This window comes from Cytobacillus sp. IB215316 (assembly GCF_033963865.1).
In the GTDB taxonomy this organism is placed as follows: Bacteria; Bacillota; Bacilli; order Bacillales; family SM2101; genus Nanhaiella; species Nanhaiella sioensis.
Map to the genome: position 1 here is coordinate 65,747 of NZ_JAXBMC010000009.1, position 26,853 is coordinate 92,599.

A 26,853-nucleotide genomic window follows, 5' to 3' on the forward strand; every position below is an offset into this window, starting at 1 on the left:
TACAACTTTCGCGAAAATTTTACTTACTAGTAAGTAAATTATAAAGAAATAATTTATCGACCAAGTTAATTATACCTGATTCTTTTCTGAAAATTCATTCTAACTTTCATTATTTTTATTTTTTGTATTACCGTGGTAAAAATGTATTAAACTATCTTTAAATAACAAGACTTCATCGCTTTCAGAGTGATTAACGATTAAATATGTTGCTGCTTTTGGTATGGCGAAATTTTGTATTTCGACCTCTAACAATCGACCTTCTAACGTTTCACGAATAATTGTTGACCGAGGCAGAAAAGATATACCTAGCCCCTCCTCAATAAATCTCTTCGTTACATTTACTTGAGTGACTTCCATTCTACGCATTTTAGCATACCTGTCCCTAAGTTGATGAAGAAGCCCCTCCCAATAATCCGGATGATTATGTGTGAAGATTAAATAATTATTTATAATCTCTTCTATATCAAATGGTATACCTGCGTCAAAATCCCATCCATCATGAGGAATAACTAATACAACAGGATCATCAATAATTTTTGTTATTTGTAATGATGAGTCTACAACGTATTTACGAGATAAACCTATGTCAACCTCCCTATTTTTCACAGCAGTAGCAATGTCCTCTGATTCCATGACCTTTACAGCAATTTCTATTTCTCGATGTTTTTTAATAAACACTCTAAGTAAATTAGGGAGAATAGAAGCTGCTATTAATGGCGACGTAGCAATCGTTAACTTGCGGTTATAGCCCTGTCGCCAGCTTTCAAGTTCATCTATACCAATTTCTAAACTTTGTACGACATTTATCGCATATGGTAAAAACTTCATGCCTGTTGAAGTAAGTTCAATATTTCTTCCTTTTTTACTAAAAAGAGTAGCACCTAGAAATCTTTCTAAGTTTTGAATATGGAAAGTTACAGTTGGTTGTGCCATAAATAATTTTTCTGATGTAATACGAAAATTTTGATACTTTGCAGCTACAATAAATGTTTGGAGCCAACGAATATCCATATACTCCTCCTTTAATTAAAATTCCTTATTAATATACTTTATATTATTTAATATTCGTAATTAATGCAACGTTATAAACTATTAATATATTAAGATTACCTAGGAGGAATGTATGTTGACAATGAACAAAGGGTTAGAAGGTGTTATCGTAGCAAATTCTGAAATTAGTTTTATTGACGGACAAAATGGGAAACTGATCTACCGTGGCTATCATGCACAGGAATTGGCAGAAAATCATTCTTATGAAGAAATTGTTTATTTGCTTCTGTATGGAGAACTACCAACAATTGATCAGTTAATACAACTACAAAATCAATTAACTGCATATCGTAACATACCAGAGGATGTTAAGAACATTATCGATAACTTACCAGTTGAAATGGATATGATGAGTGTACTACGTACTGCTATTTCGTGTTTAGGTGGACAATTAACTGATTGGCCTCCAGCTATAAATGATGCAATTAGAGTTATTGCTATGACTCCAACAATTATTACTTACCGCTATCATCGTTTGACAAATACTGATTTCATTGAACCAGATCTAACCTTAGACCATGTATCGAATTATTTATACATGTTAACAGGCGTCATACCAAAGCAGGCACATGTAAAAGCATTATCAGCATACTTTGTCCTTACAGCGGAGCATGGTATGAATGCATCAACCTTTTCTGCACGTACAATCACATCAACACAATCTGACCTTATCTCAGCAATAGTTGGTGCGATAGGAGCAATGAAAGGACCACTACATGGCGGTGCACCTACAGATGTAGTTGACATGCTTAATGAGATTAACTCAAAGCAATATGCCAACAAGTGGATAACTGAGCAACTTGAACAAGGAAAGAAAATTATGGGATTTGGCCATAGAGTGTATAAAACTCATGACCCTCGTGCATTGGCCTTAAGAAACATTGTTCAGCAACTTGTGGAGGACGATGAATGGTTTGACTTGGCGATCCATGTAGAAGAAGAAGCGATTGCTTTGCTTGAAAAACATAAGCCTGGTAGGAAGTTATATACGAATGTAGAATTTTATGCAGCAGCTGTGCTCCGTGCAGTGAAGATGCCTGTAAACCTTTATACACCAACATTTACAGCAAGTAGAATGGCAGGTTGGACGGCACATGTATTAGAACAAGCTGCAAACAATAGAATCATCCGTCCAAAAGCTCAATATATTGGACATATTCCTAGTTAAAAAAGCTATCTGACCAATGTCACCATTCACCACATTCTATGGGTAGCGGTGACATTGTCATCTAGCTCAATCACATTATAAAATTCCTACGATGGCTCCACCTAAGGCTGCTAATATAACGACAAGCCATGCTGGAACTTTCCAATAAACGAGTAATGTAAAAGCTGCTATTGCAAGTGCAAAATCCACGGGTGTAGCTATAGCACTAGTAAAAATTGGATCGTAAAGAGCAGCTAATAAAATTCCTAACACCCCTGCATTTACTCCCATTAATACAGACTGTATATAAGGGTACTTACGAATCATATCCCAGAATGGTAATGTTCCTATAATAAGTAAAAATGATGGCAAAAATATTGCAATTGTAGCTATTGTAGCACCTTTCCATCCGTTAATAATTGCACCTAAATACCCAGAAAAAGTAAATAATGGACCAGGTACTGCCTGCGCAGCTCCATACCCAGCTAAAAATGTTTCCTTAGTAATCCAACCGCTAGGAACAACTTCTCTTTCTAACATTGGTAATACAACATGACCACCACCAAAAACGAGTGATCCTACGCGATAAAACGTATCGAATATGGCAAGCGATTGACTTGCTGATAGTTGTCTAAGGATAGGAAGTCCTATTAATAAACCAAAGAATAATACCCAAGCAAAAACACCAATTTTGCGATTAATCCCAACCTTTAATTCTTTCATAGGAGTGTTTTGTTTATTTTTATAGAGGATTAATCCCACCAAACCAGCAATTAAAATTAATGCTAGTTGACTTATGGCTGTTGGCAAAATAAGTATAAATATAGCGCTCAATATAGCTATAGATATTCTAGGTCGGTCTGGAGCTAGCTTTTTCCCCATGTTCATGATAGCCTGGGCAACAACTGCCACCGCCACAATCTTTAGCCCGTGTATCCAGCCTGCACCACCTAAGTCAAAGCTTTGATATAAATAAGCGAACAGGACGAGGGCAATGACAGATGGGAGTGTAAACCCTAACCATGAAATCACTCCACCTAGCAACCCACCACGAATCATCCCTATCGCAATCCCCACCTGACTACTCGCTGGACCAGGAAGAAACTGACAAAGAGCAACCAAATTAGCATAGCTATGATCATCTAGCCATTTTCTTTTTTTGACATATTCATTTTGGAAAAACCCCAAATGGGCTACAGGTCCTCCAAACGAGGTGAATCCTAATAAAGAGGAGATTTTGAAAATTTCTCGTAACCTCTTCCCTTTAGATGGTTCATTGTTAAGACTATTCATAAATGTGCAACCTCCAAAAAGATATATGTATCAAATAATGTTTCAATGCCAGTTAGAATAAGGTCCTCATGCTTTTAATACTTAAATTGTTGTTTATCGTACAGCACGATACTAGAGTACTCTTTTATACTTTTTTAGAGTAATTTAAAAATTGTTTTCGCATTGGTTGTTATTTTTCGTACTAAGATTTAAACATATACACAACTAGAGTTCATAGCATCTTATCTTTTCTGAAACGATAACAAACGTATAAAACATATGTTACAGACCAAATTTCGTAGCATTAGCAACAAAATTATTCTTATTATGTAATAAACAAGTAAACAACTAGAGTTTACGGTATCTTTTCTTCTATAAAAATGATGACCAACATATAAAGCAACTTCTTTAGGTACCAATTTGTTAATAATAACAACAAATTTGAAGACAAGAACCTTACTAAAAAAAATCTATATAAACATATTATAGACTTACCTATATTAAGCTGTAGTTAAAAAAATGTAAAGATTAAATCTGCTTGTCATATATCATCCTCACTAATTTATAATATAATACATTTCTTTGTTATTGTCTGTTTTCTAGCTAATTGTAGATGCGAGCATTAAAAATATTAATGGAATATTGTGTTAAAATATAAATAAAACATATTTATCAAATAACAAGTATTGATCTTTAAAGGGGAAATTTACATATGAAACAAGTTTTTGCATTTGAAAAAGAGGAAAAAGTTAAAGATATTAAAGATAATGCTCATTATTTATTTTACACTCTAAAGAGTTATAGCAAAATATTAGAAGATAAATACTCGTTATCTCAGCTCCCAAAAGGTGTAGTATGGACGTCTGAAGACCTTGTTACTAGTTTTTTCTCAAATATACCGATACCAGCATTCACCAAGCAAGATGTAATATATATGACTCCAGATGTAGACGAATGGAAGAAATTATTTATACGGCAGTTAGAAGAAAAAGATCTACCAGACATTCGTAGGTTCTATAACAATCTTTCACTAGAACATATATTGGTAATTTTAGCACACGAACTTACACATCACTCTGATTTATTTCTTGGAGATTTTGATGATGGTCGTGAAGACGATTTTTGGTTTGAAGAGGGAATGTGTTTCTACATACCAAGAAAGCACTTATTAAGCGAAGAAGACTTTCAAGAAATATATCAAGTTGAAAGTGATTTAGTCAACGCATTTAGTGAGAAGTACGGCGGACATTCTATCGAAGATTTTGGATATAATTCATATGAAGGCAGTTTGGCAAGTATAATGTTTGATTATTGGAGAAGCAATATGCTAGTAAAAAATTTAGTGGAAGAGAGAGCGCATGGAGATATACAACATATCTTCACCATGTATCACAATTGGGATTTTGAAGGTAGAAAAATACCTTTAAGAGAATATTTCCTTAAGCAATTATAATCTGATGTTTTGAACATATTATTAGTTAGACGGAAAAAAGGATGACACTGGTCATCCTTTTTTCTATCATTTGTTATTGTTGTAATAACATATAAATAACTTTCGCTGCTTGTGCACGTGAAGCAGTATTGTTTGGACCAAAAGAACCATCTAGGTAACCCGTCATCATGCCTAGCTCATTTGCTGAGGCAACATAATCTTTTGCCCAATCCCCAATGCTGCTTGCATCACTATATGATAATTCTGTAGATGGCATGTGTGTTGTATCCATCTTCACATTATAAGCACGTATTAACATAGCTGCAGCTTGTTCACGAGTAATTGATGAACTTGGATCAAATATTGTTGCTGTTTTTCCTGTTACAATGCCTGCTTCAAACGCTGCAGTAATTTCTTCTGCTTGTTCAGCTGAAACATCTGTAAATGGTGATTCATTTGTAGCAGTTAAACCAAGAGAGCGTACAATTAATGATGCAAATTGAGCACGAGTGACATTTGCATTCGGGTCAAATATTGTTGCAGATTTTCCCTTGATAATTTCCATAGCTGTCAATTCATCAATGTACTGTTTCGCCCAATGATTTTCAGGTACATCAGTAAATTGTTTGCTTTCAGTATCACTGTCGTTATTGTCGTTGTTACCTTCTTGATCTCCAACTAAATCAATTGAGAATTTCGCAAAACCACTTTCAAGCGTTTCAATATGAGCGATTTTTTCTCCCTCTATATATTTTGTAGCTTCAGGAGAAGTTTCAAATGTTACATTTACTTCAGAATTAATTGGTGCAAATGACCAATTCATATCAGCTGAAGGGTTAATTGTTTGTTTATCTAAAATATAATTGATTATCGCTTGGCGGTTTTCATCCGGTGATTCAATGATAACTTTGTCAGCACTAATCCCAGGGAAATTACCACCACCAGTAGCTCGATAGTTATTTGTTACAACAATAAATTTCTGTTCACTTGAAACTTCTTTGCCTTCAAATTGTAAATTTACGATACGGCTTGCATCTGGATTAACGATATTTCCTTTATCATCATACTTTGCAGGTTGTGTTACATCGACTTGATAAGAAACACCATCAATTACGTCAAAGTTATAAGTCGGGAATGCAACATTAATTAACTCTTGCTCTTCAGTAGAAGATGCATCAATTTGATTAAATTGTCCAGCTGACATTTCTAGCCATTCTTTCACATCCGCACCATTAATAAGAAGGGCTTGTAGCGTATTAGGATATAAATACATATCTGCTACATTTTTAATCGCAATTTCTCCTGCTGGAACATCAGTGTAATAAGTCGCTCCTCCACGTCCACCAGCTTTGAAAGGTGCACCTGCTGAAAGAATTGGTAAACCCTCATATTCAGTACCTTGAACATAGTTTTCAACATACCATTTTTGTGCATTCGTTACGATTTGAATTGAAGGATCATCTTGAACGAGTGCAAAGTAGCTATTAATTGGTGCTGTTGTCGTTCCTACTGGGCTGTTAACCCAATCAATAGTTCCTTCGTGTTCCTCGTGCACTGCGTCAACAATTGATTGATCTGCATCAACTAATGGCGTATTTGATTCTTTATCATAGATAGCTTGTACAGAAGATTGTGAATCTACAACAGTCCAACTACCATCTTTCTTTTCAAGTGTGAAATCGATCAATCCCAAATGATTTCCCCAGTAACCAGGCATAACAGATGCTACACCGTTAATTTTACCAGTTTCAGCATCAACACCCTCTATGTCAGCATATGTTTCACTCGGGAAGACGGAATGAGAATGTCCAAATAGAATTGCATCAATACCTTCTACTTTACTTAATTCAAATGTTGCGTTTTCTTGCATTCCTTCATCGGTTGCTTTCCCTATGCCTGAGTGAGGAATGGCAACGATGATATCAGCACCCTTTTCTTTCATTTCTGGGACAAACTTTTCAGCAGTTTCAATGATATCCTTTGCGATGACTTTTCCTTCAAGATTTTTCTTATCCCAGTTCATAATTTGAGGAGGTGTAAATCCAATGACACCTACTTTAAGCGTATGTGTTTCGCCATCTTCATCGACTACTTCACGGTCTAAAATAAGGTATGGTGTGAAATAATTCTCATCATTTGTTGCATCACCATCTTGATCGTCAATGTATACGTTCGCATTTACATACGGAAAATTTGAACCTTTTAAGCTTGTCTCTAAAAAGTCTAAACCGTAATTAAATTCATGATTTCCAATATTACCAGCATCATAATCTAATAAGTTCATCGCTTTATATACAGGATGTGTTTCACCATCTTCAAGCACATCGACTTTTGCGACATAATCACCTAAAGGATTTCCTTGAATAAGATCCCCATTATCGAATAATAAACTGTTTTTCGCTTCCTCACGTGCTTGCTTAATCAGTGTTGCTGTTTTTGCAAGCCCAAAGTCTTGAACCTTTGCATCTTTATAATAATCGTAGTTTACTAGATTTACGTGTATATCTGTTGTTTCCATTACTCTTAGCTTAACGATATCTTCATTTTCAGCTGCATGAGTTACAGCTGGTGCCATTTGTGGCAAAGTCATACTAAGTGCTAAAGCGGTACTAAGTGCTAGTTTTTTCTTAGATTTTTTCATCTAACGTACCTTCCCTTCTCATAATACAAATTAAATGCATATGTATTATAACAAAAAAAATAAAAAACTTGATAATAATTTTTCTTTTTACGAAAAATTAACAAGTTAGACGCAATTCACCATATGTAAAGGAGTATTAAATAACGTACTTAAATCACTCCTCATATATTTTTACTAAAAGCTGTTTTCGTATTCATTGTTGCTTTTCGTAATAAGAGCTAAAAGCTGCGGCATCTTTTCACCTTTAAGGACTAATAATCATCTAAAATACACATCAGATGCTCTAATTTAAGTAAAAAAAGCAACATAGAAAAAGAAAGACCCTAACAAAATCAGGACAAAATTAATATTTAATAATGGAATTTCCATTTTCCGACCTTATGCTAATTCGCTTTGAAAAAGTATGAGTTGGTTGCTCATAAGATTTTGTTATCGGTAAATGTGTTTCATAACTTTCAGCAGTATAGGGTGTAAGAGTATTGTTAGAGCTGGTTGGTATCATTAATTGATTTTCAGTCTTGCTTACACATAGCTCAACTTCTGTACTATCCATAGGTTGAGCTTGTTCGACAACCCGTATTTTTCCATCATTATTAAGCTTTAATGAGGAAAGATTTCTTTTATTCATGTAAACTCTCTTTTTCATCATTTTATCACCTCTATTCCTGCTTCTACATGTAAACCTACTCTTCTTTAAATGACTGTACTAAATTTTCAAGCTCTTCACGATTATGTGTAATCATGCCTTCTAAGCGGTCTACTAAACCCTGGATATCTTTATTATTAGTCGTTCCGTTAGATGAAACATGCTGGAATAATAGCACAATTGCATATGCCACAGCTGAATTATCAACATATACAAATGAATTTCCACTCTTTATAATTTTTGAGTTTCCATTTTCATTTCTAAGGTCTGCTGTTAAAAGACTTTCAATTTGCTTCGAAAATTCACTCATATATTTTGCTACAGTTTTATCAATAAGCTGCTCAACTTCTCTTTGGTTTATCACCCTTAAATCCCCCCTTTGTTTATATGTATACGAAAAGGTTTGGCTTCTTGTATAGACAGCCTCCTATTTTGCCACGAAAATATTCATGTTTTTTCATATTCAATAGAATTTCATTATTTATTTTTTTCACACACTTGTTAGCAATAACAATTAAATATATTAACTATGGCTTGAATCGTAACTTTATTGATTTTAACTAAATTGATACAGCTAGCTGGAAATGTTAGTTAATGGAGATAGGTTTAAGAAGAAAAGTATCACGATCTCGCTGAATTCGAGTTTATGTCGAATACGAAAAATATAAATTGCTGTGCAGGAAGTCTTAACTGTTAATGAATCAGGTGGTGACGATCCTCTACCTGATTCATTAACTTTCTAATAGAAATGAGGTCTTTCAACTATTTCAATTCAGTTTGATGAGATGAGACTTTAGCATTTAAGCTAGTTTAAATGACCAAAGTAATATAATTACAACTATCAAACCGATCCATACATTTTCAGCTTAATCCTTGTCATCTTTTTTACCTTTTTTGCAAAACTCGATACTAGAAGCTCCGTTTTTAATCTCAATTTCATCTTTATCTAGCTGTGCTTGTGCCTGAGCTTGTAATTGCGCCTGAGCCTGAAGCTGTGCTTGTAATTGCGCTTGAAACTGTGCTTGTGCTTCTAATTGAGCTTGGAGTTGTGCCTGTAACTCAATAATCTTATTAAACACATCATCTCTACTTCCCATGCCTTCTCCCCTCCTTTATTTCTATATAAAGAACTATCAATTAAGCGTCTCCTTTGTCGCACCACCAGTCAGGTAATTCAATAGATGCAGTTCCATTTTTAACCCAAATTTTGTCTTTATCGACTTGCGCTTGTGCCTGCGCCTGAGCTTGAGCTTGGAGCTGCGCTTGAAGTTGTGCTTGAATCTCTGCTTGTAATTGTAATTGTGCCTGGAATTGCGCTTGGAGCTGAGCTAAAATCGCAAGCAACTTGTCGTAATCTTTATCTGTATATTCCATTTCTTCCCCTCCTTCTATAGCGGATTTACTTACACTACCAAGGTATGTCTATATTGAAATATAGCAACGGCATCTGTTCTATATAAAATAAAATGGTCAAAATCATTATTTTTAATAGACATTATAGTTTTTAATTTTTACATTTTATTGAATTTTGTTATTTTTAGCATGAATAGTTTATGCTATCGGAGAATATGTACTTATGTATTTTCTATTCGAGAGGATGGTTTGCGTGTGGTATGCAAAAGAAGTGAATGACATCACTACTGAGTTAGACACAAATCTCGATTCAGGGCTATCTAGTATTGAAGCTAAACAACGACTAGAGCGTAATGGGCCAAATGAATTTAAAGAGCAACAAGAATCAACTTTGTTGCAGTTGTTATGGGGACAAATTAATAGTGCTTTAATCTATATTCTACTAGCTGCAGCTATCGTTTCATTTATCGTCGGGGAGATTAGTGATGCAATCGTCATTTTTATTGTCATTGGTATCAATGCAGTAATTGGAATTATTCAAGAATCTAAGGCAGAAAAAGCATTGGAAGAATTAAAAAAAATGTCAACACCTCAAGCGATTGTGAAACGTGACGGCATCATTCAAGAAATCCCTTCCAAAAACATTGTTACAGGAGACATTGTCGTTATAGATACAGGACGTTACATTCCTGCAGATGTTAGGTTTTTCGAAACTGTAAACTTAAAGGTTGAAGAGTCTGCTCTAACAGGAGAGTCCCTTCCAGTTGAAAAAAACTCAGCGTGTTTAAGTACTAATAATATTCCTCTTTCAATTCAACAAAATATGGGATTTATGTCTACTCTTTCTACTTACGGAAGGGGATTAGGTATCGTAATAGGTACTGGCATGGATACAGAGATAGGCAAAATTGCTAGCTTATTAAGAGAGCAAAAAAAGTCGTTAACCCCCTTGCAGAAAAAATTAGATGAGCTTGGAAAACTACTAGGTTTTGCAGCAATTATCATTTCTATGCTCGTTTTTCTTATTGGTTTTTTTCAAGAAAGAAATGTAACAGAGATCTTTCTAATAGCTGTAAGCTTAGCCGTGGCAGCTATACCAGAAGGCTTACCTGCAATTGTAACGATTGTTCTAGCTCTTGGCGTTCAAAGACTAATTAAAAAGAATGCGATTGTAAGAAAACTTCCTGCTGTAGAAACATTAGGATCTGTTAGTGTCATATGTTCAGATAAAACTGGCACATTAACTCAAAATAATATGACGGTTACTAAAACTTTTATTAGTGGGAAATACATAGACTGGTCGGACTTGAATGTTCAATCAAAGTCCTCAGATATGTTAATAAAAGTCATGCTATTATGTAACGATGCATCATTATCTGAGAAAGAACAAACAGGTGACCCTACTGAAGTAGCACTCCTTGCAGCAGGAAGAAATTTCAAGTATTCAAAAGCTGATTTTGATCATCGTTTTAAACGATTATACGAAATACCATTTGACTCTGACCGAAAATTGATGACAACAGTGCATCATGTTAATGAAGATGTTCTTATGTTGACAAAAGGGGCTCTTGAGAGCATCCTTCCGAAATCAACTAACATCTTAATTGATGATCAGATTTGTACTATGTCAAATGATAACCGAGACAATATTCTTGAACAAGCTAAAGAAATGGCGAACGCTTCTCTACGCGTATTAGCCTTTGCTTATAAAATGATAACGAATGAGAAGAAATATGATGAAATTCAAGAAGATCAATTTATATTTATTGGACTCGTGGGTATGATTGATCCTCCGCGTTTAGATGTCAAAGAATCAATTGAGCTTTGTAAAAAAGCAGGCATAAAGCTAGTGATGATAACTGGAGATAACCATAAGACTGCGTTAGCTATATCAAAACAATTAGGAATAGCTGAACATGAACACGAAACAATGACAGGTCAGGAGCTCGATAAGTTAACAGCGTTGCAATTAAAATCGCGCATATTAGACACTAAAGTGTTTGCTCGTGTTTCGCCTGAACATAAAGTGCGTATCGTTGATGCACTTAGATCTAATGGTAATATTGTAGCAATGACTGGAGATGGAGTTAACGATGCACCTTCACTCAAAAAAGCTGATGTAGGTGTAGCGATGGGGATAACGGGTACAGATGTAGCAAAAGGAGCATCGGATATTATTTTAACTGACGATCGCTTTTCAACAATTGTATCAGCAGTTAAAGAAGGTAGGAATATATATTTAAATATTAAAAAGTCGATCCTTTATTTGCTGTCGTGTAATTTAGGGGAAATTGTGGCGCTCGTTTTTGGTATTCTAATGGGTTGGCCAGCCCCTTTAACTGCCATCCATATTCTATGGGTAAACTTAATTACCGACACTCTTCCAGCAATTGCTCTTGGCTTTGAAAAAGGTAATGCTGATGTTATGAATCACAAACCTAGAGATCCGAAACAACGAATCATAACAAATAAGGAAATTAGATACACATTACTTAATGGATTGGTTATAGGTATTGCTACATTAGTTGCCTTTTCAATAGGATTAAACGGTGAAGTAAGTTTTCTTACAGAGCAATCACAATCATCAGCTGAATCAATTATTCGCGCACAAACGATGGCATTTCTGACATTAAGCTTTGCTCAGCTTTTCCATTCTTTTAATTTAAAACATGAGAAAGAAACGATCTTTCAAAAAGGATTTTTCTTAAATAAATATTTAATAGGAGCTTTTATCATCGGGTTCGGAATACAAGTTCTATTAGTCAATATACCTTTTTTCCATACATTCATTAACCTTACTTACCTATCACTAGAGCAATGGTTTATCGTTATTGTCATTTCTATCATACCAATTATTGTTAACGAAATTAGCAAGTTATTAATAAATAAGTATCTTTAGACTCCCTTAGGAAATAATGAAAAAGCTCCCTGATGGTGATGTCAGGGAGTTTTGATTGATTATTTTATTCTAATATTTACGTATTAATAAGCTTCTTTAACCATTCATCAAATTCTTCTCTCGTTTTCTTTTCACCATCTACATACATATCGATCGTTTCCTCTTTATAGAAAAAGTAAATTTTATAATGCTTATCATTATGTTTCCCTTGAAACAGCATTACATTATAATCATCGCTCTCAAATGTCCATGCTGGACCTTCAAATTTGTTCGTAAACAAATCATATAAGCCCTCGTCATTTGGAGCTTTAAATTTTGCCATTTGCATCTTCATTTTTTCTTCTAAATTTTCCATATCCTTACTCGGCTGTTCTTCAGCTTTCTTGGTACCTTTTGATTCAGCTATAATGACTTCATCAGTCATTTTCGCAAAAGTCCCTTCATGAAATAAAAAGCCACCACCTAGTAAAGACATTACAAACATACTAACAACGACCATGTTTATCATGCTGGCTACCCTCCTAATTGTATACATTAGTTTAAATTCCCGTTGTTATTATTCACAATTACCATCATAGTATTCACTTAGACAAATATAAGATTAGCTGACTAGTAGATAGCTTTTTAACCTTCTTGAAGAATTGGCTTATTACCTCGTGCCGTTAGCATGAGTGAGTTAGAAGCTCAAACGCGCTGCTGTCGCACTAATGAAGGCACTATTCGCCTTCGAGTGTGTCGATGAGACTTGATAATAGGAGTTCTTTTCCAGAGCATACACATGAAAATGCCTTAAACAATGCCGCAACTGCACCGTTTATCCCTTCTTAGTCATACTACGATATACAATATATTTGCGATTTAAATATGTAAGTGGAACACTCCACACGTGTACAAGCCTCGTAAATGGCCAAATCGCAAAAAGTGCTACTGCACTGATGATATGTATTTTAAAGCCGAACGGTGCGCCTATCATCAGCTCAGGAGTTGGTCGAAACATTAAAATCCCTCTTATCCACGGTCCTATATATTCTCGATAATCGAATTCTCCTCCTGTTGCCGTATAACCAACTGTATTTGTAAAACCTGTAAGAACAACCGCCCCTAAGACAACTAACACGACCAAATCGCTTTTTGAACTGTTAACTAAAATTCTACGTACTGTGATCCTTCTCAAAAATAATAAAAACCCACCAACTACCGTAGCTACACCAGCTGCACCGCCAAACCACACTGCCCCGAAGTGATACATTTCCTCTGAAATTCCAACATAATCATAAAATCCCTTTGGAACAAGCAACCCTGCAACATGGCCAAAGAAAACGATAATAATTCCCCAGTGAAAAAGTAAACTTCCCCATTTTAATTTCTTCTTTTCCAAAAACTCACTAGATTTCGCTGACCACCCAAACTGATCGGTGTTGTACCGATAAATATGGCCCAACACAAATATGGCTATTACAATATAAGGGTATATTAACCACCAAAATTGATCCCAAAATGACATTTCCATCCCTCCATGGCCTTAGTGAGAGTTCCTTTATATTCAAGCTACCCTGCCTGTTTTTGTTCTATTAATGAATCAATAGCTAGTATACAACCGTTTAATACATGTTCATAAGGACTTGCTAGACTTGTTAATTCCTTTTGTAAACGATCTATCGACTTCCGATGAATATTAAACATTTTCATAGCACTCTCTTCAGAAGCTTCCGATGCGAATTCTAAAATTAAAGGAAAAAAGTCGGGTAATTCATCATTTTTGATATAAAAGTCCTCTTTCGCAAATTCAAACCTAAGTTTAACGAATGCTTGACCTCTTTCACGGTTATCACCAAACACGTCATACGTTAAATACAGTGTTGTTTTGTCATTAAAATCAAAAGTGTTGACATATGTTTCACACAACTCAGTCAAACAATGGTTGGCAGTATATTGAACAAAATCACTATAGGCTTGCTGTACTTTGTTATCGCCGATGCTATGAATTGCTTTAATAATCTCTTCATCACCCACCCATTCTTTTGAAGGGTAATGTAAAAAAATTGACGCAAGTTTAAATATAGTCTTACTGTCTTCCATCTTGAGCATGCTGTATATCACTCCAATATTTTTCTCCATACAAATATAAATCCTCGTTATTCTCGCTCACACTACAATCATTGCACCCTTCCATATAGTCATAACCAGTTGACCCTTGACCAAAATACATATCTCCAACCTTTTCTTTATGAGATGAGGGTATAACGTATCGATCGGAATATTTCGCTATAGCAGCCAGCTCATACATGTCGCGAGCTGACTGTTCGGTTAAGCCAGCTGACTCTAAAATATTTGAGTCAAATGATTTTTGGATATTTACACTTCTCATATAACTTCTCATCGCCACTAATTTTTTTAATACACCCTCTATAACCTTTGTATCTCCAGCACTTAATAGATTAGCCAAATATTCGATTGGAATGCGAAATTGTTTAATTGTCGGAAACACAATTCTTGGATCAATTGAGTCAACTTGACCACCGAGTGCATCCATCATCGGACTTAGTGGCGGAACGTACCAAACCATCGGTAACGTACGATATTCAGGATGAAGTGGGAGTGCAATCTTTTGCTCAATAGCTAACTTATACACAGGTGATCTTTGAGCAGCTTCAATCCAATCTTCTGGAATTCCCTCATTTATGGCATTGCGTATCACTTCCGGATCATGTGGGTCTAAGAAAATATCCAACTGAGATTCATATAACTTTTTCTCATCACTTACGGATGCAGCTTCTTTCACACGTTCTGCATCATAAAAGACTAGGCCTATATATCGAAGTCTTCCAACACACGTTTCAGAGCAAATTGTTGGTAACCCACTTTCTATTCTCGGAAAGCAAAATGTACATTTTTCTGCCTTCTTCGTTTTCCAATTAAAATATACTTTCTTATAAGGACAACCTGTCATACAAAATCGCCAGCTCCGACACGAGTCTTGATCAACTAAGACAATGCCATCTTCATCTCTTTTATAAATTGATCCAGAAGGACATGATGATACACAAGGTGGGTTAAGACAATGTTCGCAAATGCGTGGTAAATACATCATGAACGATTGTTCATATTCAAACTTAATCTTGTCCTCGATCCCTTGTATATTAGGATCATTTTCACCTGTAATATGAACACCTGCTAAATCATCTTCCCAGTTCGGTCCCCACTGTATATCCATATAGTCACCTGTTAGCTGTGATTTCGGTCGTGCCACAGGCTGATGCTCACGCTCTGGACTATTAATCAATGTTTCATAATCGTAAGTCCAAGGTTCATAATAGTCATCAATTTGTGTCAAATCCTTGTTGTAAAAAATGTTGAGAAGCTTACTCGCTCGGCCACCAGCCTTCAGCTCCAATTTTCCGTTCTTTACTTCCCACCCCCCTTTGTGAGTTTCCTGATTTTCCCACTCCTTAGGGTAACCAATGCCAGGTTTTGTTTCGACATTGTTCCACCACATATATTCAGCACCAGGCCGATTTGTCCATGTATTATTACAAGTAACACTACATGTATGACATCCAATACACTTATCTAAATTCATAACCATTCCAAATTGTGCTTTAACTTTCAAGCCAGTTCACCTCACCCTTCTCTAGCCTGCGGATCATGACCATTTCATCTCGCTGATTACCTGTTGGGCCGTAATAATTAAAGCCATAGCTTAGCTGAGCATATCCACCAATCATTTGTGTAGGTTTAATATGGATTCTCGTTGGACTGTTAAATGTTCCTCCTCGAAACTTCGTAGTTGGTGAACCTGGCACATTAATCGTTCTGTCCTGGACGTGATACATATAAGCTACCCCTCTAGGCAAACGGTGACTCGTAACTGCTCGGGCAACTACGACACCATTTCTGTTATACATCTCTAGCCAATCGTTGTCGTTAATCCCTGCATGATTGGCATCTTCATGATTAAGCCAGACGTGTGGACCACCTCTAAATAACGTAAGCATCGGTAACGTATCACCATAAGTACTGTGATATGACCATTTGAAATGCGGTGTTAAATAACGCAACTCAATTTCATTACCGTGATTCGGCCGGTGATCTTGATCTAAAAATGCTAATTTACGAAGAGGTGCTTTAAATGTAGGTAGTTCTTCACCAAATTCTATTATGGTTTCATGGTCTAAATAGAAATGTTGTCTACCTGTTAATGTTCTCCATGGTATGAGACGTTCTACATTTGTCGTAAAAGGTGAATAACGTCTATTTCCAGTCTCTGTGCCGCTAAATACTGGTGATGAAATGACTTTTTGAGGCTGAGCAGTAATTTCATCAAAGGAAATGTGCTCTTCTGCTCGTTCAATTGCCAAATCTTTTAACTGCTGCCCAGTTTTCTTCTCCATGACATCCCATGCTTTCATTGCAAGAGAGCCGTTCGTTGTACTAGACAACGTTAGTATCGTTTCAGCTACATTTCGATCCGTATACAGACTCGGACAATCTTTGTAATCCTTTGTTTGTCTTGCTACACCGTTTATTGCTTTTAACTTTTCATATTCTTCCTTTGCATCCCAACCAATACCTTTAGCACCAATGCTGTTCTTAATTACACCACCTAATGCAATATATTTCTCATATACCTTTGTGTACTCCCGTTCTACAACATGTATACGAGGTAAATTTACCCCAGGCTCTGGTTCTACATCATCATGCTTCCAATCAGGTATTTGCCCAAACAATTGTGAAATTTCATCTTTCGTATCATGTAATAAAGGTGTTGCAACAATATCTTTCGTTGGCTCTGGAAAAATCTCTTTTGCTAATTCAGAAAATTTTTCCGCCAAATTTTTGAATGTATCCCAATCAGATTTACTTTCCCAAGGGGGTGCTATTGCTGGATTAAATGGGTGTACGAATGGATGCATGTCTGTGCTACTAATATCATATTTCTCATACCAAGTAGCAGCAGGCAGGACAATATCCGAATACAACCCCGTTCCAGTCATGCGAAAATCTATATTAATTAACAAATCGAGTTTCCCTTCAGCTGAAACTTCTTGACTATCGACTTCAGCAGTATGTAATTTATCATTTGCAACACTTAAAGAGCCATGATGTGTTCCTAACAGGTGTTTCAAAAAATACTCATGACCTTTAGCAGAACTGCCTAATAAATTAGCGCGCCATACAATTAATGACCTAGGAAAGTTAGCAGGATTACTCGGATTTTCAATAGCAAACTTAAGTTTGCCGTTCTTTAAATTTTCTACAACATACTTCACAGCTTCATCATTTGTCTTTGCGTTTGCTTTTTTATAAAGATGTATAGTATTTTCCTGAAATTGTGGATAGGAGGGAAGCCACCCTAATCTAGCCGCTAACGCATTATAATCTGCTAAATGTTCATATCTTGGTTTATCAATCGTTGGAGAGATATGGTCAGCAACTGATTGATCCTCATACCTCCACTGCTCCGTTGCAAAGTAAAAAAATGATGTGCCGTTTTGTAAGCGTGGTGGTCCACCCCAATCACGTGCAGTTGCAACGGTTTGCCAGCCTTCTAATGGCCTCACCTTCTCTTGCCCTACATAATGAGCCCATCCCCCACCATTCACGCCTTGAGACCCAGTGAGCAATACAAGATTTAGCACCGCTCGATAAATGACATCTGAATGATACCAATGGTTAATTCCAGAACCCATAATAATCATGGATCGACCATTTGAATCAATTGCATTTTGCGCAAACTCTCTTGCAATTTGTGCAACAACCTCTTTGTTAATCCCCGTTTTATCTTCCTGCCAAGCTGGCGTATATGGCTTTGGATCATCATAATTTGTTGGATAATCTCCTGGTAAATTACGACTTACGCCTGTTTTTGCTAGTAATAGATCAAATACAGTTGTCACATATTGAACTTGGCCATCTCCATCACTAACTATTCTTACAGGTATAGTCCGTTCAAGCGTGGCTTTCTCATTTTCATCAAAATAAGGAATTGATATCGAAAGCAGTTCATCTTCTTTATTAAGAAGCGTTAATAATGGTGAAATGGACTGTCCATCTTCTGATGGCTGTTGTAAGTTAAGATTCCAGTTACCTTTATCCTCCCAACGATGTCCTATTGTTCCATTAGGTATAAGAAGTTGGTTAGTTTCACTATCTATAACGACCGGCTTCCATTCAGCATGAGTTACATTCTTTCCAATATCACTAGCCCTTAAGAAACGAGTAGCTACATAGGATTCTCCTTTTTTTTCAAGCTTGATTAAGAAAGGGAGATCAGTATACATTTTTGCGTAGTTATCGAAATAAGGCGTATTTTTGTCGACGTAGAATTCCTTAAGTATGACATGAGTCATTGCCATTGCTAAGGCAGCATCCATGCCTGGGTTAACAGCCAACCAATGGTCTGCAAATTTAACGTATTCAGCGTAATCAGGACTAATTGAGACGACTTTCGTTCCTCTATATCTCGCTTCTACCATAAAATGTGAGTCAGGGGTTCTAGTTTGTGGTACATTAGAGCCCCATATTAGTAAATAACTAGAATTGTACCAATCTGAACTTTCCGGTACGTCTGTTTGTTCACCCCATACTTGTGGTGATGCTGGAGGAAGGTCAGCATACCAATCATAAAAACTAAGTATGGCACCACCTATTAATGATAAAAATCGTGCACCGCCTGCGTGACTAACCATTGACATAGCTGGAATCGGAGAAAAACCAAAAATTCTATCTGGTCCATACTTGTTAATCGTATATAATAACTGTGCAGCGATAAGTGTATTTACTTCGTCCCATGAGGTACGAACAAACCCACCCTTTCCTCTTGTAGATTTATATCGCCTTTCCTTGTCAGGATCTTCGATAATACTCGCCCAAGCATCAATAGCATTGGAATTCTCCTTCATTGCTTGCCGCCATAATTTAATAAGACTACTCCTTACATATGGGTACCTCACTCTTAAAGGACTATATATATACCATGAAAAACTAGCCCCTCTAGGACAGCCTCTTGGTTCATATTCAGGCATATCAGGGCCTGTTGAAGGATAATCAGTTTGTTGAGTTTCCCACGTGATAATCCCGTCTTTCACATGTATTTTCCAGCTACAAGAGCCAGTACAATTCACACCATGTGTGGACCGAACTACTTTGTCATGCTGCCACCTTCTACGATAGTATTTCTCCGTTTCCCTATCATACGGTGATAGTTCACTGTGGTCTGTAAGCTCAGTTGTTTTCCCGAAATATGTAAGTTTCTTTAGAAGTGGGAGCTTCTTTTTACTCATTTTCCGCATCCTTCCTTATTTAGAAATCATCGCTATGGGATTCTTTTGCCCAAATCATTTAGTAAATATTCTTAAATGATTAGATGATTAGATGTTTAAAAGTTAATAAGGTGTTTATACTGTTAACCATTAACAACACCAATAATGAGGTGAATGAAGATGTCAGGACCATCATTAAGAAAATTGGACGCCCATCAATCAATTCATGAAGGAGCAGTCACTGAGGGGAAAGAGTTACTTGATATGCTAGTGAAGTTATATAAAGACGACCAACACCAATACGCACAAACTGTTGCAAAAGTGTTAGTTGAACATTGGGAAACTAGAACGATCGCTCACGCAGATTCTGAAGAGGAAGGATTTTATGTTGATCTTCTTAATAAGAATCCAAATTTAAAAGACTCATTAACTATGTTAAAGCGAGACCATGACTTGTTACGAATATTAGTAACGGACGTAAAAGACATGCTAAAAAACGAAGGGTTAACTGAAGAAGTGATTGACCATTTTAAAGCTATATTAATTGTTTTGGATATACATAATCATGATGAGGAGATACTTTTGTCTTAATTACCTAGACTCCTTCGATAAATGTTACTGCTTTCATTACTAATAATGGCAATAAGGTGAAATCTATCGATAATTAAAAATTAACCAAAATACCATAAAACCTAGATTTAGTGCAAAAATCAACAAATGCGAAAACTGCCATTTTTAAAAGAGCAATCTTTAAGATTATCTAAAGGTTGCTCTTTTATTATGAATTTATTGGAACGTACGGGTCTTATATCCGTAAGAAAAGGACATAAATTCAAGTTGCGGACGTTGTTGTTGCTTAGGGTAAAAAACAGTATATGTACTCTTATTGACATGCTTTTTATAGCATTTCGGTTCATAAAAATGAATGTTCTTCCTTATAAAGAATATAAACGTATACAAATATTAACCAAAAGGAATGATAACATAGATTAATATTTAGGACGGAGGATTTGCATGGCTAGAATTTCGAATTGGGATCCAGAAAATAAAGATTTTTGGGAGCGCGAAGGTCGAAGACATGCTCGAAGGAATTTATGGATATCCATCCCTGCCTTACTATTAGCCTTTGTTGTTTGGCAAATATGGTCAGTCGTTGCTGTCAGATTAAATGATGTAGGCTTTTCTTTTACCCAATCTGAATTATTTACGTTGGCAGCCCTTCCTGGATTAACAGGAGCTACGTTTCGTATTTTTTTTACTTTTATGCCTGGGATTGTTGGAGGGAAAAATTGGACAGTCATTAGCACAGCGCTTTTGCTTTTACCAACTGTAGGAATTGGCATTGCAGTCAACAATCCAGAAACGTCCTTTACAATGATGGCAACTTTAGCCGCATTATGTGGTATCGGTGGAGGGAATTTTTCTTCATCCATGGCAAATATTAATCCATTTTATCCTAAAAAAGAGCGAGGGGCGGCGTTAGGATTAAATGCTGGTATTGGTAACTTAGGTGTTAGTGTCGTGCAATTTCTCACTCCAATCGTCATAACAGCAAGCATTATTGGGACTTTTACTGGGACATCGCAAACATTAGATAATGGTGATACCATTTGGATTCAAAATGCAGCGTTCGTCTGGGTAATTCCGATTATTATCATTACACTAGCTGCGGTAGTCGGCATGGACAACTTACCGGGAACAAAACAATCTTTTAAGGAACAAGCTATTATATTCAAAAGAAAGCACACTTGGATTATGACTTGGTTGTATACGATGTGTTTTGGATCATTTATTGGATATGCCGCAGCTTTTCCATTGTTAATTCAAAATGAATTTGCCGAACAAAATGCAGTCGGATTAGCATTTTTAGGGCCATTAATCGGAGCAGCAGTCCGTCCAGTAGGAGGGTGGATATCAGACAAAGTAGGCAGTGGTGCACTTATTACATTTTGGGACATTATTATTATGATCATTGCTACGATAGGTGTAATTTACTTCTTACAAATTCATCATTTTACCGGATTTTTAATCATGTTTCTTATACTATTCTTTACTACGGGAATAGCAAATGGCTCTACTTTCCGTATGGTTCCTTTTATTTTCCCAGCAAAAGAGTCCTCACCAGTGTTAGGTTTTATTGCAGCAATCGCAGCTTACGGTGCATTTTTAATCCCAAAAATATTTGGCTGGTCGATTGACACAACGGGCTCTGCCAATTTTGCTTTATATATATTTCTTGTATATTACGCGATCAGCTTAATAATTTGCTGGTATTATTATTCTCGAAAAAATGCTGAAATTAAATGTTAATCAACTTTTATTTGTAATTATTTGGGGGAGAATTCCGCATGAAACCTAGTGAATTAATGAAGTTTCAAAACAAACAAATTCGAGTATTACATTTTACGTGGATAGCTTTTTTCATTTCTTTTTTTACGTGGTTTAATATGGCACCTCTAGCCACAACGATGGTCCAATCTGTAGGATGGTTGACAGATGATCACCTCGCGGCATTAGCTATTATAAACGTTGCTCTAACTGTCCCAGCAAGAATAGTTGTTGGGATGTTACTTGACAAATATGGACCTAGAATCGTTTTTTCTGCCTTACTCATTATCATGGCTTTTCCTACCTTTGTTTTTGCATTCGGAAATTCATGGATGCAGCTTTTCGTATCTCGACTAGTTTTAAGTGGTATTGGTGCAAGCTTTGTCATTGGAATTCGAATCATTTCCGAATGGTTCCCTCCAAAAAAAGTTGGCTTTGCAGAAGGCTTTTACGCTGGATTTGGCAATTTTGGTTCGGCTGCAGCTGCTGTTCTGTTGCCTTGGATAGCTATACAAATTATCGGCGGTGACAACGGCTGGAGATATGCAATTGCTTATACAGGCGTTATTTGCCTCATCTATGGTATCATTTATTTCTTTATCGTAACTGACACACCTGAAGGCAAAAAATTTCTTCGATCAGAAAAAATAGCAGCAATGCAAGTAAGCTCTTGGGGTGATTTAATTCAATTAATTATTTGGACAATTCCATTAGTCGGTGTTTTAGGATTACTCGCATGGCGATTAAAAAATTTAAACTTCATTCCGCAAAATACCTTATATGTTATTTATGTTATTCTGCTCATTGTACTCACTTATCAAATCATTCAAATATTAAGAGTAAATATACCTTTGCTAAAATCAAAGGAAACAACATCAGGAGGCTATCGCTTTAAAAATGTCGCTGCTCTTAACACAACTTATTTTGCAAACTTCGGTGCTGAATTAGCAATCGTCTCGATGTTGCCAACTTTTTTCTTAACAACATTCTCTTTAACCCCGACAACAGCAGGATTAATAGCCTCATCTTTTGCATTTGTTAATTTATTTGCACGGCCGTTAGGTGGATGGATATCTGATCATGTTAGAAGTAGAAAGCTAATTATGCTAGCTTATATGTTTGGAATATCCATAGGGTTACTTGGGATGGCATTTATCAACTCAAGTTGGCCTATTGTTCTGGCTGTTACCATTACTGTTTTAACCTCTATGTTTATCCAAGGAGCAGAAGGAGCTACTTTTGCCGTAATCCCTTTTATTAAACGTAAAATGACTGGCCAAATTTCCGGCATGGCAGGTGCTTATGGAAATGTAGGAGCCGTTGTCTACTTAACATTACTCACTTTCGTTACACCTAGACAATTTTTTATTATTCTGTCTATAGGTGCATTACTAAGTTTTATATATTGCATGTTTGCTTTAGAAGAGCCAAAAGATTCCCATGGTGATGAATATACCGCTGAAACATAGAATCAATAGGGGTTTTTTTCTATTGAAGTGAAACCCCTGAGATCCTCGCATAACTCACTAGGTTATTCATCATACTAACCAGATTCTTATCCACTAGCCTAGATTTACTAGCCAATTCACTTATTACTGTTTAAAATTGTTGATTTACTATCCAAATTCGCTGCTTTTCTATCCAAAATCGCTTTTTTACTATCCAAATTCGTTGATTTACTATCCAAACTCTCTATTTTACTATCCAAACTCGCTGCTTTTCTATCCAAACTCTTTGATTTACTATCCAAATTCTCTGCTTTTCTATCCAAAATCGCTTTTTTACTATCCAAACTCGCTGCTTTTCTATCCAAACCTCGGTTTACTATCCAAAATCGCTTTTTTACTATCCAAAATCTCTGCTTTTCTATCCAAACTCTCTATTTTACTATCCAAACTCGCTGCTTTTCTATCCAAACCTCGGTTTACTATCCAAATTCGTTGATTTACTATCCAAACTCTCTATTTTACTATCCAAACTCTCTGCTTTACTATCCAAATTCGCTGCTTTTCTATCCAAACCTCGGTTTACTATCCAAACCCCTCATCTTACTCTCTATATCTTTACTTAAATAAACTCATATATTCACCGTACCCTTCTTCTTGCAAATCATCTGCTGATATAAATCGTAGGGCAGCTGAATTTATACAATATCTTAAGCCTGTCGGTTTCGGTCCATCAGTAAACACATGACCAAGGTGGGAATCTGCATTTTTGCTCCTTACTTCTGTACGTGTAATAAACAAGCTGCGATCTTCATGTTCAACAATATTATTTGGTTCAAGAGGTTGTGTAAAGCTTGGCCACCCAGTTTCTGAATCATATTTGTCTAATGAACTAAACAATGGTTCTCCAGATATAATATCAACATAAATACCTTCTTCTTTATGATCCCAGAATTCATTATCATATGCCTTTTCTGTACCATCCTCTTGGGTTACTTTATATTGTATAGGTGTTAAGCTCTCCTTTAACTCTTCTTGAGAAGGCTTGATAAATGCTTTAGGAATGTCAAATACTCTGTCATCACCCCAAGTCTCATCTAAATATTGATCTCTTCCCGAGTTATGTCGATAAAATTTATACTTTAAGCTATTCTTTTTGTAGTAATCTTGATGATACTCCTCTGCTTTATAAAATGTTGCAGCTGGTAGAATCTCTGTTACAATTGGATCGTTATATCGTCCAGATTCATTCAAGCTGCTTTTTGACTGTTCTGCTAGCTCTTTTTGTTCTTCATTTTGATAAAAGATTGCTGTTCGATACTGTTCTCCACGATCAACAAACTGTCCACCTGAATCTGTTGGGTTGACCTGTCTCCAAAACACCTCTAATAAAGTTTCATAGGTTACTTTCTCAGGGTCGTAAATAATCTCAACTGCCTCAATGTGACCTGTTGCTCCAGCAGACACTTCTTTGTATGTTGGATTTTCTTCCTGACCGCCAGTATATCCTGAAACGGCATCTATCACACCATCAAGCTTTTCAAACGGTGGCTCCATACACCAAAAGCAACCACCTGCAAACGTAGCTTTCGCATACATTGATTCATTATAACTTTGTTTCACAGTAGCTGCCTGCTGATTAGATCCAAATAAAAAATACATGCCAACAATGATAACTAGGCTCACCGATAGGATCATCGTTATTTTCCATTTGTTTTTTTGCACTTTTATACCCCTCTCTATAAATGTAGTTCATCATTGTTCATAGCGTATAGAAAGAACCTTATAAAAGGATAACGAAAAGATTAACAAAGTATTACATATGTAGATACTAATGAGTGCTTTTTTCTTATGACTCTTTTCAAAACATTGAGTAACTGATGTGTATGATATGATTGTTATCGTCTTTAGAGTTTATAGCTCTTATTACAAAAAGCAACAATGAACTCGAAATCAGCCTTTCTTATTTAGACAAATGAAGAGGATCAGATATCAATAAAGTATTAATTACTTTAAAAATTCCACATTTAAGAAATGGAGTAACAAAAATTGCATAATTTTTTTAAAATTCTAGTTATTATATTAATTAGATAAAGAATATAATATATACATCTAAACTACTAATTTAAAAAGGGAGTGAAATGTGAGATGGATATGATGAATCAAACTATTATCCGACCAATGCATGTAGAGGACAATGAACAAATAAAAGCTTTAATGCTTGAGTATATTTGTGATTTTTATCATAAGGAGCAGCCACCAGCAAGTAAGATCGACAACCTAATAAATATGCTCACTCAACAAAAAGAAGGAATTCAATTTGTCGCGGAGCATCATGGAGAATTAATTGGTTTTGCGACATTATACTTTTCATACAGTACATTAAGTGCACAAAAGGTTGTCGTACTAAATGATTTATATGTAAGAAATAACTATCGAGGAACTGGGGTTGCAGAGAAGCTTTTTCAAAAGTGTGTAGATTATAAGGATACAAATAACTTTGCTTTTATGTCTTGGGAGACAGCACCTGATAATACCCGTGCTCAAAACTTCTATAAAAAAATGGGTGGAGTTAAGGGCGAGTGGCTAACTTATTCAATTTAAGAGAAATTACATAGAAAAAAAGTTGCTCCTCTAAAGATTAGTGGGGAGCAACTTGCTACTTACTTAATTGAAGAAGTTTGATTGTTATATATGACTCTAAAGTTACCTTTTGAAATTCTCACTGTAACATCTGAAACATTTGCAATATTGTTATCATGTGTAACAACGATGACGCATTTTTCCTCTTCATGTGCTAAATCTTGAAAAAGTTTAACGATATCTTTAGCAGTCTTTTCATCCAAATTTCCAGTCGGCTCATCAGCGACTATTAAATCTGATTTACAACTCAGTGCCCGTGCAATAGAAACACGCTGTTGCTGTCCCCCACTTAACGTAAGCACCTTTTGTCCAGCTTGTTTCTCAGTAATACCTACCTTTTTAAGCATACTCAATGCAAAATCTCTTTTATTTGCTTCATCTGATCCAGTAATCTCCATTGCGGTTATAACATTTTGAATAGCTGTCATATACGGTAGTAAATTATATGACTGAAAGACGATCGACACATATTTGTTTCTAAAGTTAGATAAACCAATTTTTTTTATATCTTTTCCTTCATATAGTATTTTCCCATTTTTCGGCATATCTAGTGCGCTCGCCATAGCTAAAAAGGTTGTTTTACCTGAGCCAGAAGGTCCAACTATCGAATAAAAATTCCCCTTGTCAAAACTTACATTAACATTATTTAAGATTGACTGTTTTTCATTTTCATGTTCATACCAATAATTTACGTCTATAAATTCCAATAGGGCACCCATTTTATTTCCTCCTCAG

22 protein-coding genes are annotated in these 26,853 nt (G+C 35.9%); 7 read left to right on the forward strand and 15 right to left on the reverse strand.

Translation table 11 applies throughout. The features are described 5' to 3' along the window. Positions 1–99 precede the first annotated feature (99 nt). A complete protein-coding gene (locus SLH48_RS14625; RefSeq protein WP_320258781.1) occupies positions 100–1,011 on the reverse strand; it encodes a LysR family transcriptional regulator in 912 nt (303 codons plus the stop codon). Between the two features lie 112 nt (positions 1,012–1,123). Here SLH48_RS14625 and SLH48_RS14630 point away from each other — a divergent pair, with 112 nt between their 5' ends. Then, positions 1,124–2,218, forward strand: a complete 1,095-nt coding sequence (locus SLH48_RS14630; RefSeq protein WP_320258782.1) for a citrate synthase/methylcitrate synthase — start codon at positions 1,124–1,126, stop codon at positions 2,216–2,218. Positions 2,219–2,293: 75 nt separating this feature from the next. On the opposite strand, the gene SLH48_RS14635 is transcribed toward SLH48_RS14630, so the two are convergent. Beyond that, entirely contained in the window at positions 2,294–3,490 is a 1,197-nt protein-coding gene (locus tag SLH48_RS14635; protein WP_320258783.1) for a chromate transporter, read from the reverse strand. A gap of 691 nt (positions 3,491–4,181) precedes the next feature. Between SLH48_RS14635 and SLH48_RS14640 the strand changes: the two genes are divergently transcribed. Next, on the forward strand, positions 4,182–4,922 hold the full coding sequence (locus SLH48_RS14640) for a hypothetical protein (protein ID WP_320258784.1): 741 nt from the start codon (positions 4,182–4,184) through the stop codon (positions 4,920–4,922). 73 nt (positions 4,923–4,995) lie between these two features. On the opposite strand, the gene SLH48_RS14645 is transcribed toward SLH48_RS14640, so the two are convergent. The 5 genes from SLH48_RS14645 to SLH48_RS14665 all read right to left on the reverse strand — a co-directional run bounded on the left by SLH48_RS14645 (position 4,996) and on the right by SLH48_RS14665 (position 9,562). Continuing rightward, the gene (locus tag SLH48_RS14645) at positions 4,996–7,542 is read right to left on the reverse strand and encodes a bifunctional 2',3'-cyclic-nucleotide 2'-phosphodiesterase/3'-nucleotidase (protein WP_320258785.1); all 2,547 of its coding nucleotides are present in this window, start codon (positions 7,540–7,542) and stop codon (positions 4,996–4,998) included. A 343-nt stretch (positions 7,543–7,885) separates the two neighbouring features. Then, positions 7,886–8,188: a hypothetical protein gene (locus SLH48_RS14650; RefSeq protein ID WP_320258786.1), complete on the reverse strand. Its 303-nt coding sequence runs from the start codon at positions 8,186–8,188 to the stop codon at positions 7,886–7,888. 37 nt (positions 8,189–8,225) lie between these two features. Continuing rightward, complete coding sequence (locus SLH48_RS14655; protein WP_214483546.1) at positions 8,226–8,552, reverse strand: hypothetical protein; 327 nt, start codon at positions 8,550–8,552, stop codon at positions 8,226–8,228. 502 nt (positions 8,553–9,054) lie between these two features. Further along, on the reverse strand, positions 9,055–9,285 hold the full coding sequence (locus tag SLH48_RS14660; protein WP_214483548.1) for a hypothetical protein: 231 nt from the start codon (positions 9,283–9,285) through the stop codon (positions 9,055–9,057). A 40-nt stretch (positions 9,286–9,325) separates the two neighbouring features. Further along, positions 9,326–9,562 (reverse strand): hypothetical protein, encoded by a 237-nt coding sequence (locus SLH48_RS14665; RefSeq protein ID WP_214483549.1) that lies wholly within the window; start codon positions 9,560–9,562, stop codon positions 9,326–9,328. Between the two features lie 232 nt (positions 9,563–9,794). On the opposite strand from SLH48_RS14665, the gene SLH48_RS14670 reads away from it, so the two are divergent. Next, complete coding sequence (locus SLH48_RS14670) at positions 9,795–12,440, forward strand: calcium-translocating P-type ATPase, PMCA-type (RefSeq protein WP_413785430.1); 2,646 nt, start codon at positions 9,795–9,797, stop codon at positions 12,438–12,440. Positions 12,441–12,516: 76 nt separating this feature from the next. On the opposite strand, the gene SLH48_RS14675 is transcribed toward SLH48_RS14670, so the two are convergent. From SLH48_RS14675 to SLH48_RS14695, 5 genes are all read right to left on the reverse strand, one after another. Continuing rightward, on the reverse strand, positions 12,517–12,948 hold the full coding sequence (locus SLH48_RS14675) for a hypothetical protein (protein WP_320258787.1): 432 nt from the start codon (positions 12,946–12,948) through the stop codon (positions 12,517–12,519). Positions 12,949–13,254: 306 nt separating this feature from the next. Continuing rightward, the gene (narI, locus tag SLH48_RS14680) at positions 13,255–13,944 is read right to left on the reverse strand and encodes a respiratory nitrate reductase subunit gamma (protein WP_320258788.1); all 690 of its coding nucleotides are present in this window, start codon (positions 13,942–13,944) and stop codon (positions 13,255–13,257) included. 44 nt (positions 13,945–13,988) lie between these two features. Then, positions 13,989–14,528: a nitrate reductase molybdenum cofactor assembly chaperone gene (gene narJ / locus SLH48_RS14685; RefSeq protein WP_320258789.1), complete on the reverse strand. Its 540-nt coding sequence runs from the start codon at positions 14,526–14,528 to the stop codon at positions 13,989–13,991. Next, positions 14,506–16,050, reverse strand: a complete 1,545-nt coding sequence (narH, locus tag SLH48_RS14690) for a nitrate reductase subunit beta (protein WP_320258790.1) — start codon at positions 16,048–16,050, stop codon at positions 14,506–14,508. The genes narJ and narH overlap by 23 nt, the downstream gene beginning before the upstream one ends. Continuing rightward, positions 16,040–19,723, reverse strand: coding sequence for a nitrate reductase subunit alpha (locus tag SLH48_RS14695; RefSeq protein WP_320258791.1), 3,684 nt, complete (start codon positions 19,721–19,723; stop codon positions 16,040–16,042). The genes narH and SLH48_RS14695 overlap by 11 nt, the downstream gene beginning before the upstream one ends. 159 nt (positions 19,724–19,882) lie before the next feature. Between SLH48_RS14695 and SLH48_RS14700 the strand changes: the two genes are divergently transcribed. The 3 genes from SLH48_RS14700 (at position 19,883) to SLH48_RS14710 (ending at position 23,499) form a co-directional block, all read left to right on the forward strand. After that, complete coding sequence (locus SLH48_RS14700) at positions 19,883–20,293, forward strand: hemerythrin domain-containing protein (protein ID WP_320258792.1); 411 nt, start codon at positions 19,883–19,885, stop codon at positions 20,291–20,293. Between the two features lie 423 nt (positions 20,294–20,716). Then, the gene (locus SLH48_RS14705) at positions 20,717–22,012 is read left to right on the forward strand and encodes an MFS transporter (protein ID WP_320258793.1); all 1,296 of its coding nucleotides are present in this window, start codon (positions 20,717–20,719) and stop codon (positions 22,010–22,012) included. Between the two features lie 38 nt (positions 22,013–22,050). Next, on the forward strand, positions 22,051–23,499 hold the full coding sequence (locus tag SLH48_RS14710; protein WP_320258794.1) for an MFS transporter: 1,449 nt from the start codon (positions 22,051–22,053) through the stop codon (positions 23,497–23,499). 116 nt (positions 23,500–23,615) lie between these two features. On the opposite strand, the gene SLH48_RS14715 is transcribed toward SLH48_RS14710, so the two are convergent. Next, positions 23,616–23,843 carry a hypothetical protein gene (locus SLH48_RS14715; RefSeq protein ID WP_320258795.1) on the reverse strand — a complete coding sequence of 76 codons (228 nt, stop codon included), beginning with the start codon at positions 23,841–23,843 and terminating at the stop codon, positions 23,616–23,618. 250 nt (positions 23,844–24,093) lie between these two features. Next, positions 24,094–25,200 carry a peptide-methionine (S)-S-oxide reductase MsrA gene (gene msrA, locus SLH48_RS14720; protein WP_413785431.1) on the reverse strand — a complete coding sequence of 369 codons (1,107 nt, stop codon included), beginning with the start codon at positions 25,198–25,200 and terminating at the stop codon, positions 24,094–24,096. 423 nt (positions 25,201–25,623) lie between these two features. On the opposite strand from msrA, the gene SLH48_RS14725 reads away from it, so the two are divergent. Further along, positions 25,624–26,079 (forward strand): GNAT family N-acetyltransferase, encoded by a 456-nt coding sequence (locus SLH48_RS14725; protein WP_320258796.1) that lies wholly within the window; start codon positions 25,624–25,626, stop codon positions 26,077–26,079. 59 nt (positions 26,080–26,138) lie between these two features. On the opposite strand, the gene SLH48_RS14730 is transcribed toward SLH48_RS14725, so the two are convergent. Next, the gene (locus SLH48_RS14730; RefSeq protein ID WP_320258797.1) at positions 26,139–26,837 is read right to left on the reverse strand and encodes an ABC transporter ATP-binding protein; all 699 of its coding nucleotides are present in this window, start codon (positions 26,835–26,837) and stop codon (positions 26,139–26,141) included. Between the last annotated feature and the right edge of the window lie 16 nt (positions 26,838–26,853).

What these genes read in the sequence shown, in the direction of transcription:
- SLH48_RS14695 (WP_320258791.1), bottom strand. Translation starts at nt 19,723, where the DNA reads ATGAGTAAAAAGAAGCTCCCACTTCTAAAGAAACTTACATATTTCGGG.
- SLH48_RS14660 (WP_214483548.1), bottom strand. Translation starts at nt 9,285, where the DNA reads ATGGGAAGTAGAGATGATGTGTTTAATAAGATTATTGAGTTACAGGCA.
- SLH48_RS14640 (WP_320258784.1), top strand. Translation starts at nt 4,182, where the DNA reads ATGAAACAAGTTTTTGCATTTGAAAAAGAGGAAAAAGTTAAAGATATT.
- SLH48_RS14730 (WP_320258797.1), bottom strand. Translation starts at nt 26,837, where the DNA reads ATGGGTGCCCTATTGGAATTTATAGACGTAAATTATTGGTATGAACAT.
- SLH48_RS14625 (WP_320258781.1), bottom strand. Translation starts at nt 1,011, where the DNA reads ATGGATATTCGTTGGCTCCAAACATTTATTGTAGCTGCAAAGTATCAA.
- SLH48_RS14665 (WP_214483549.1), bottom strand. Translation starts at nt 9,562, where the DNA reads ATGGAATATACAGATAAAGATTACGACAAGTTGCTTGCGATTTTAGCT.
- SLH48_RS14645 (WP_320258785.1), bottom strand. Translation starts at nt 7,542, where the DNA reads ATGAAAAAATCTAAGAAAAAACTAGCACTTAGTACCGCTTTAGCACTT.
- SLH48_RS14725 (WP_320258796.1), top strand. Translation starts at nt 25,624, where the DNA reads ATGGATATGATGAATCAAACTATTATCCGACCAATGCATGTAGAGGAC.
- SLH48_RS14675 (WP_320258787.1), bottom strand. Translation starts at nt 12,948, where the DNA reads ATGATAAACATGGTCGTTGTTAGTATGTTTGTAATGTCTTTACTAGGT.
- SLH48_RS14700 (WP_320258792.1), top strand. Translation starts at nt 19,883, where the DNA reads ATGTCAGGACCATCATTAAGAAAATTGGACGCCCATCAATCAATTCAT.
- narI (WP_320258788.1), bottom strand. Translation starts at nt 13,944, where the DNA reads ATGTCATTTTGGGATCAATTTTGGTGGTTAATATACCCTTATATTGTA.
- SLH48_RS14635 (WP_320258783.1), bottom strand. Translation starts at nt 3,490, where the DNA reads ATGAATAGTCTTAACAATGAACCATCTAAAGGGAAGAGGTTACGAGAA.
- SLH48_RS14710 (WP_320258794.1), top strand. Translation starts at nt 22,051, where the DNA reads ATGAAACCTAGTGAATTAATGAAGTTTCAAAACAAACAAATTCGAGTA.
- SLH48_RS14705 (WP_320258793.1), top strand. Translation starts at nt 20,717, where the DNA reads ATGGCTAGAATTTCGAATTGGGATCCAGAAAATAAAGATTTTTGGGAG.
- SLH48_RS14630 (WP_320258782.1), top strand. Translation starts at nt 1,124, where the DNA reads ATGTTGACAATGAACAAAGGGTTAGAAGGTGTTATCGTAGCAAATTCT.
- SLH48_RS14650 (WP_320258786.1), bottom strand. Translation starts at nt 8,188, where the DNA reads ATGAAAAAGAGAGTTTACATGAATAAAAGAAATCTTTCCTCATTAAAG.
- narJ (WP_320258789.1), bottom strand. Translation starts at nt 14,528, where the DNA reads ATGCTCAAGATGGAAGACAGTAAGACTATATTTAAACTTGCGTCAATT.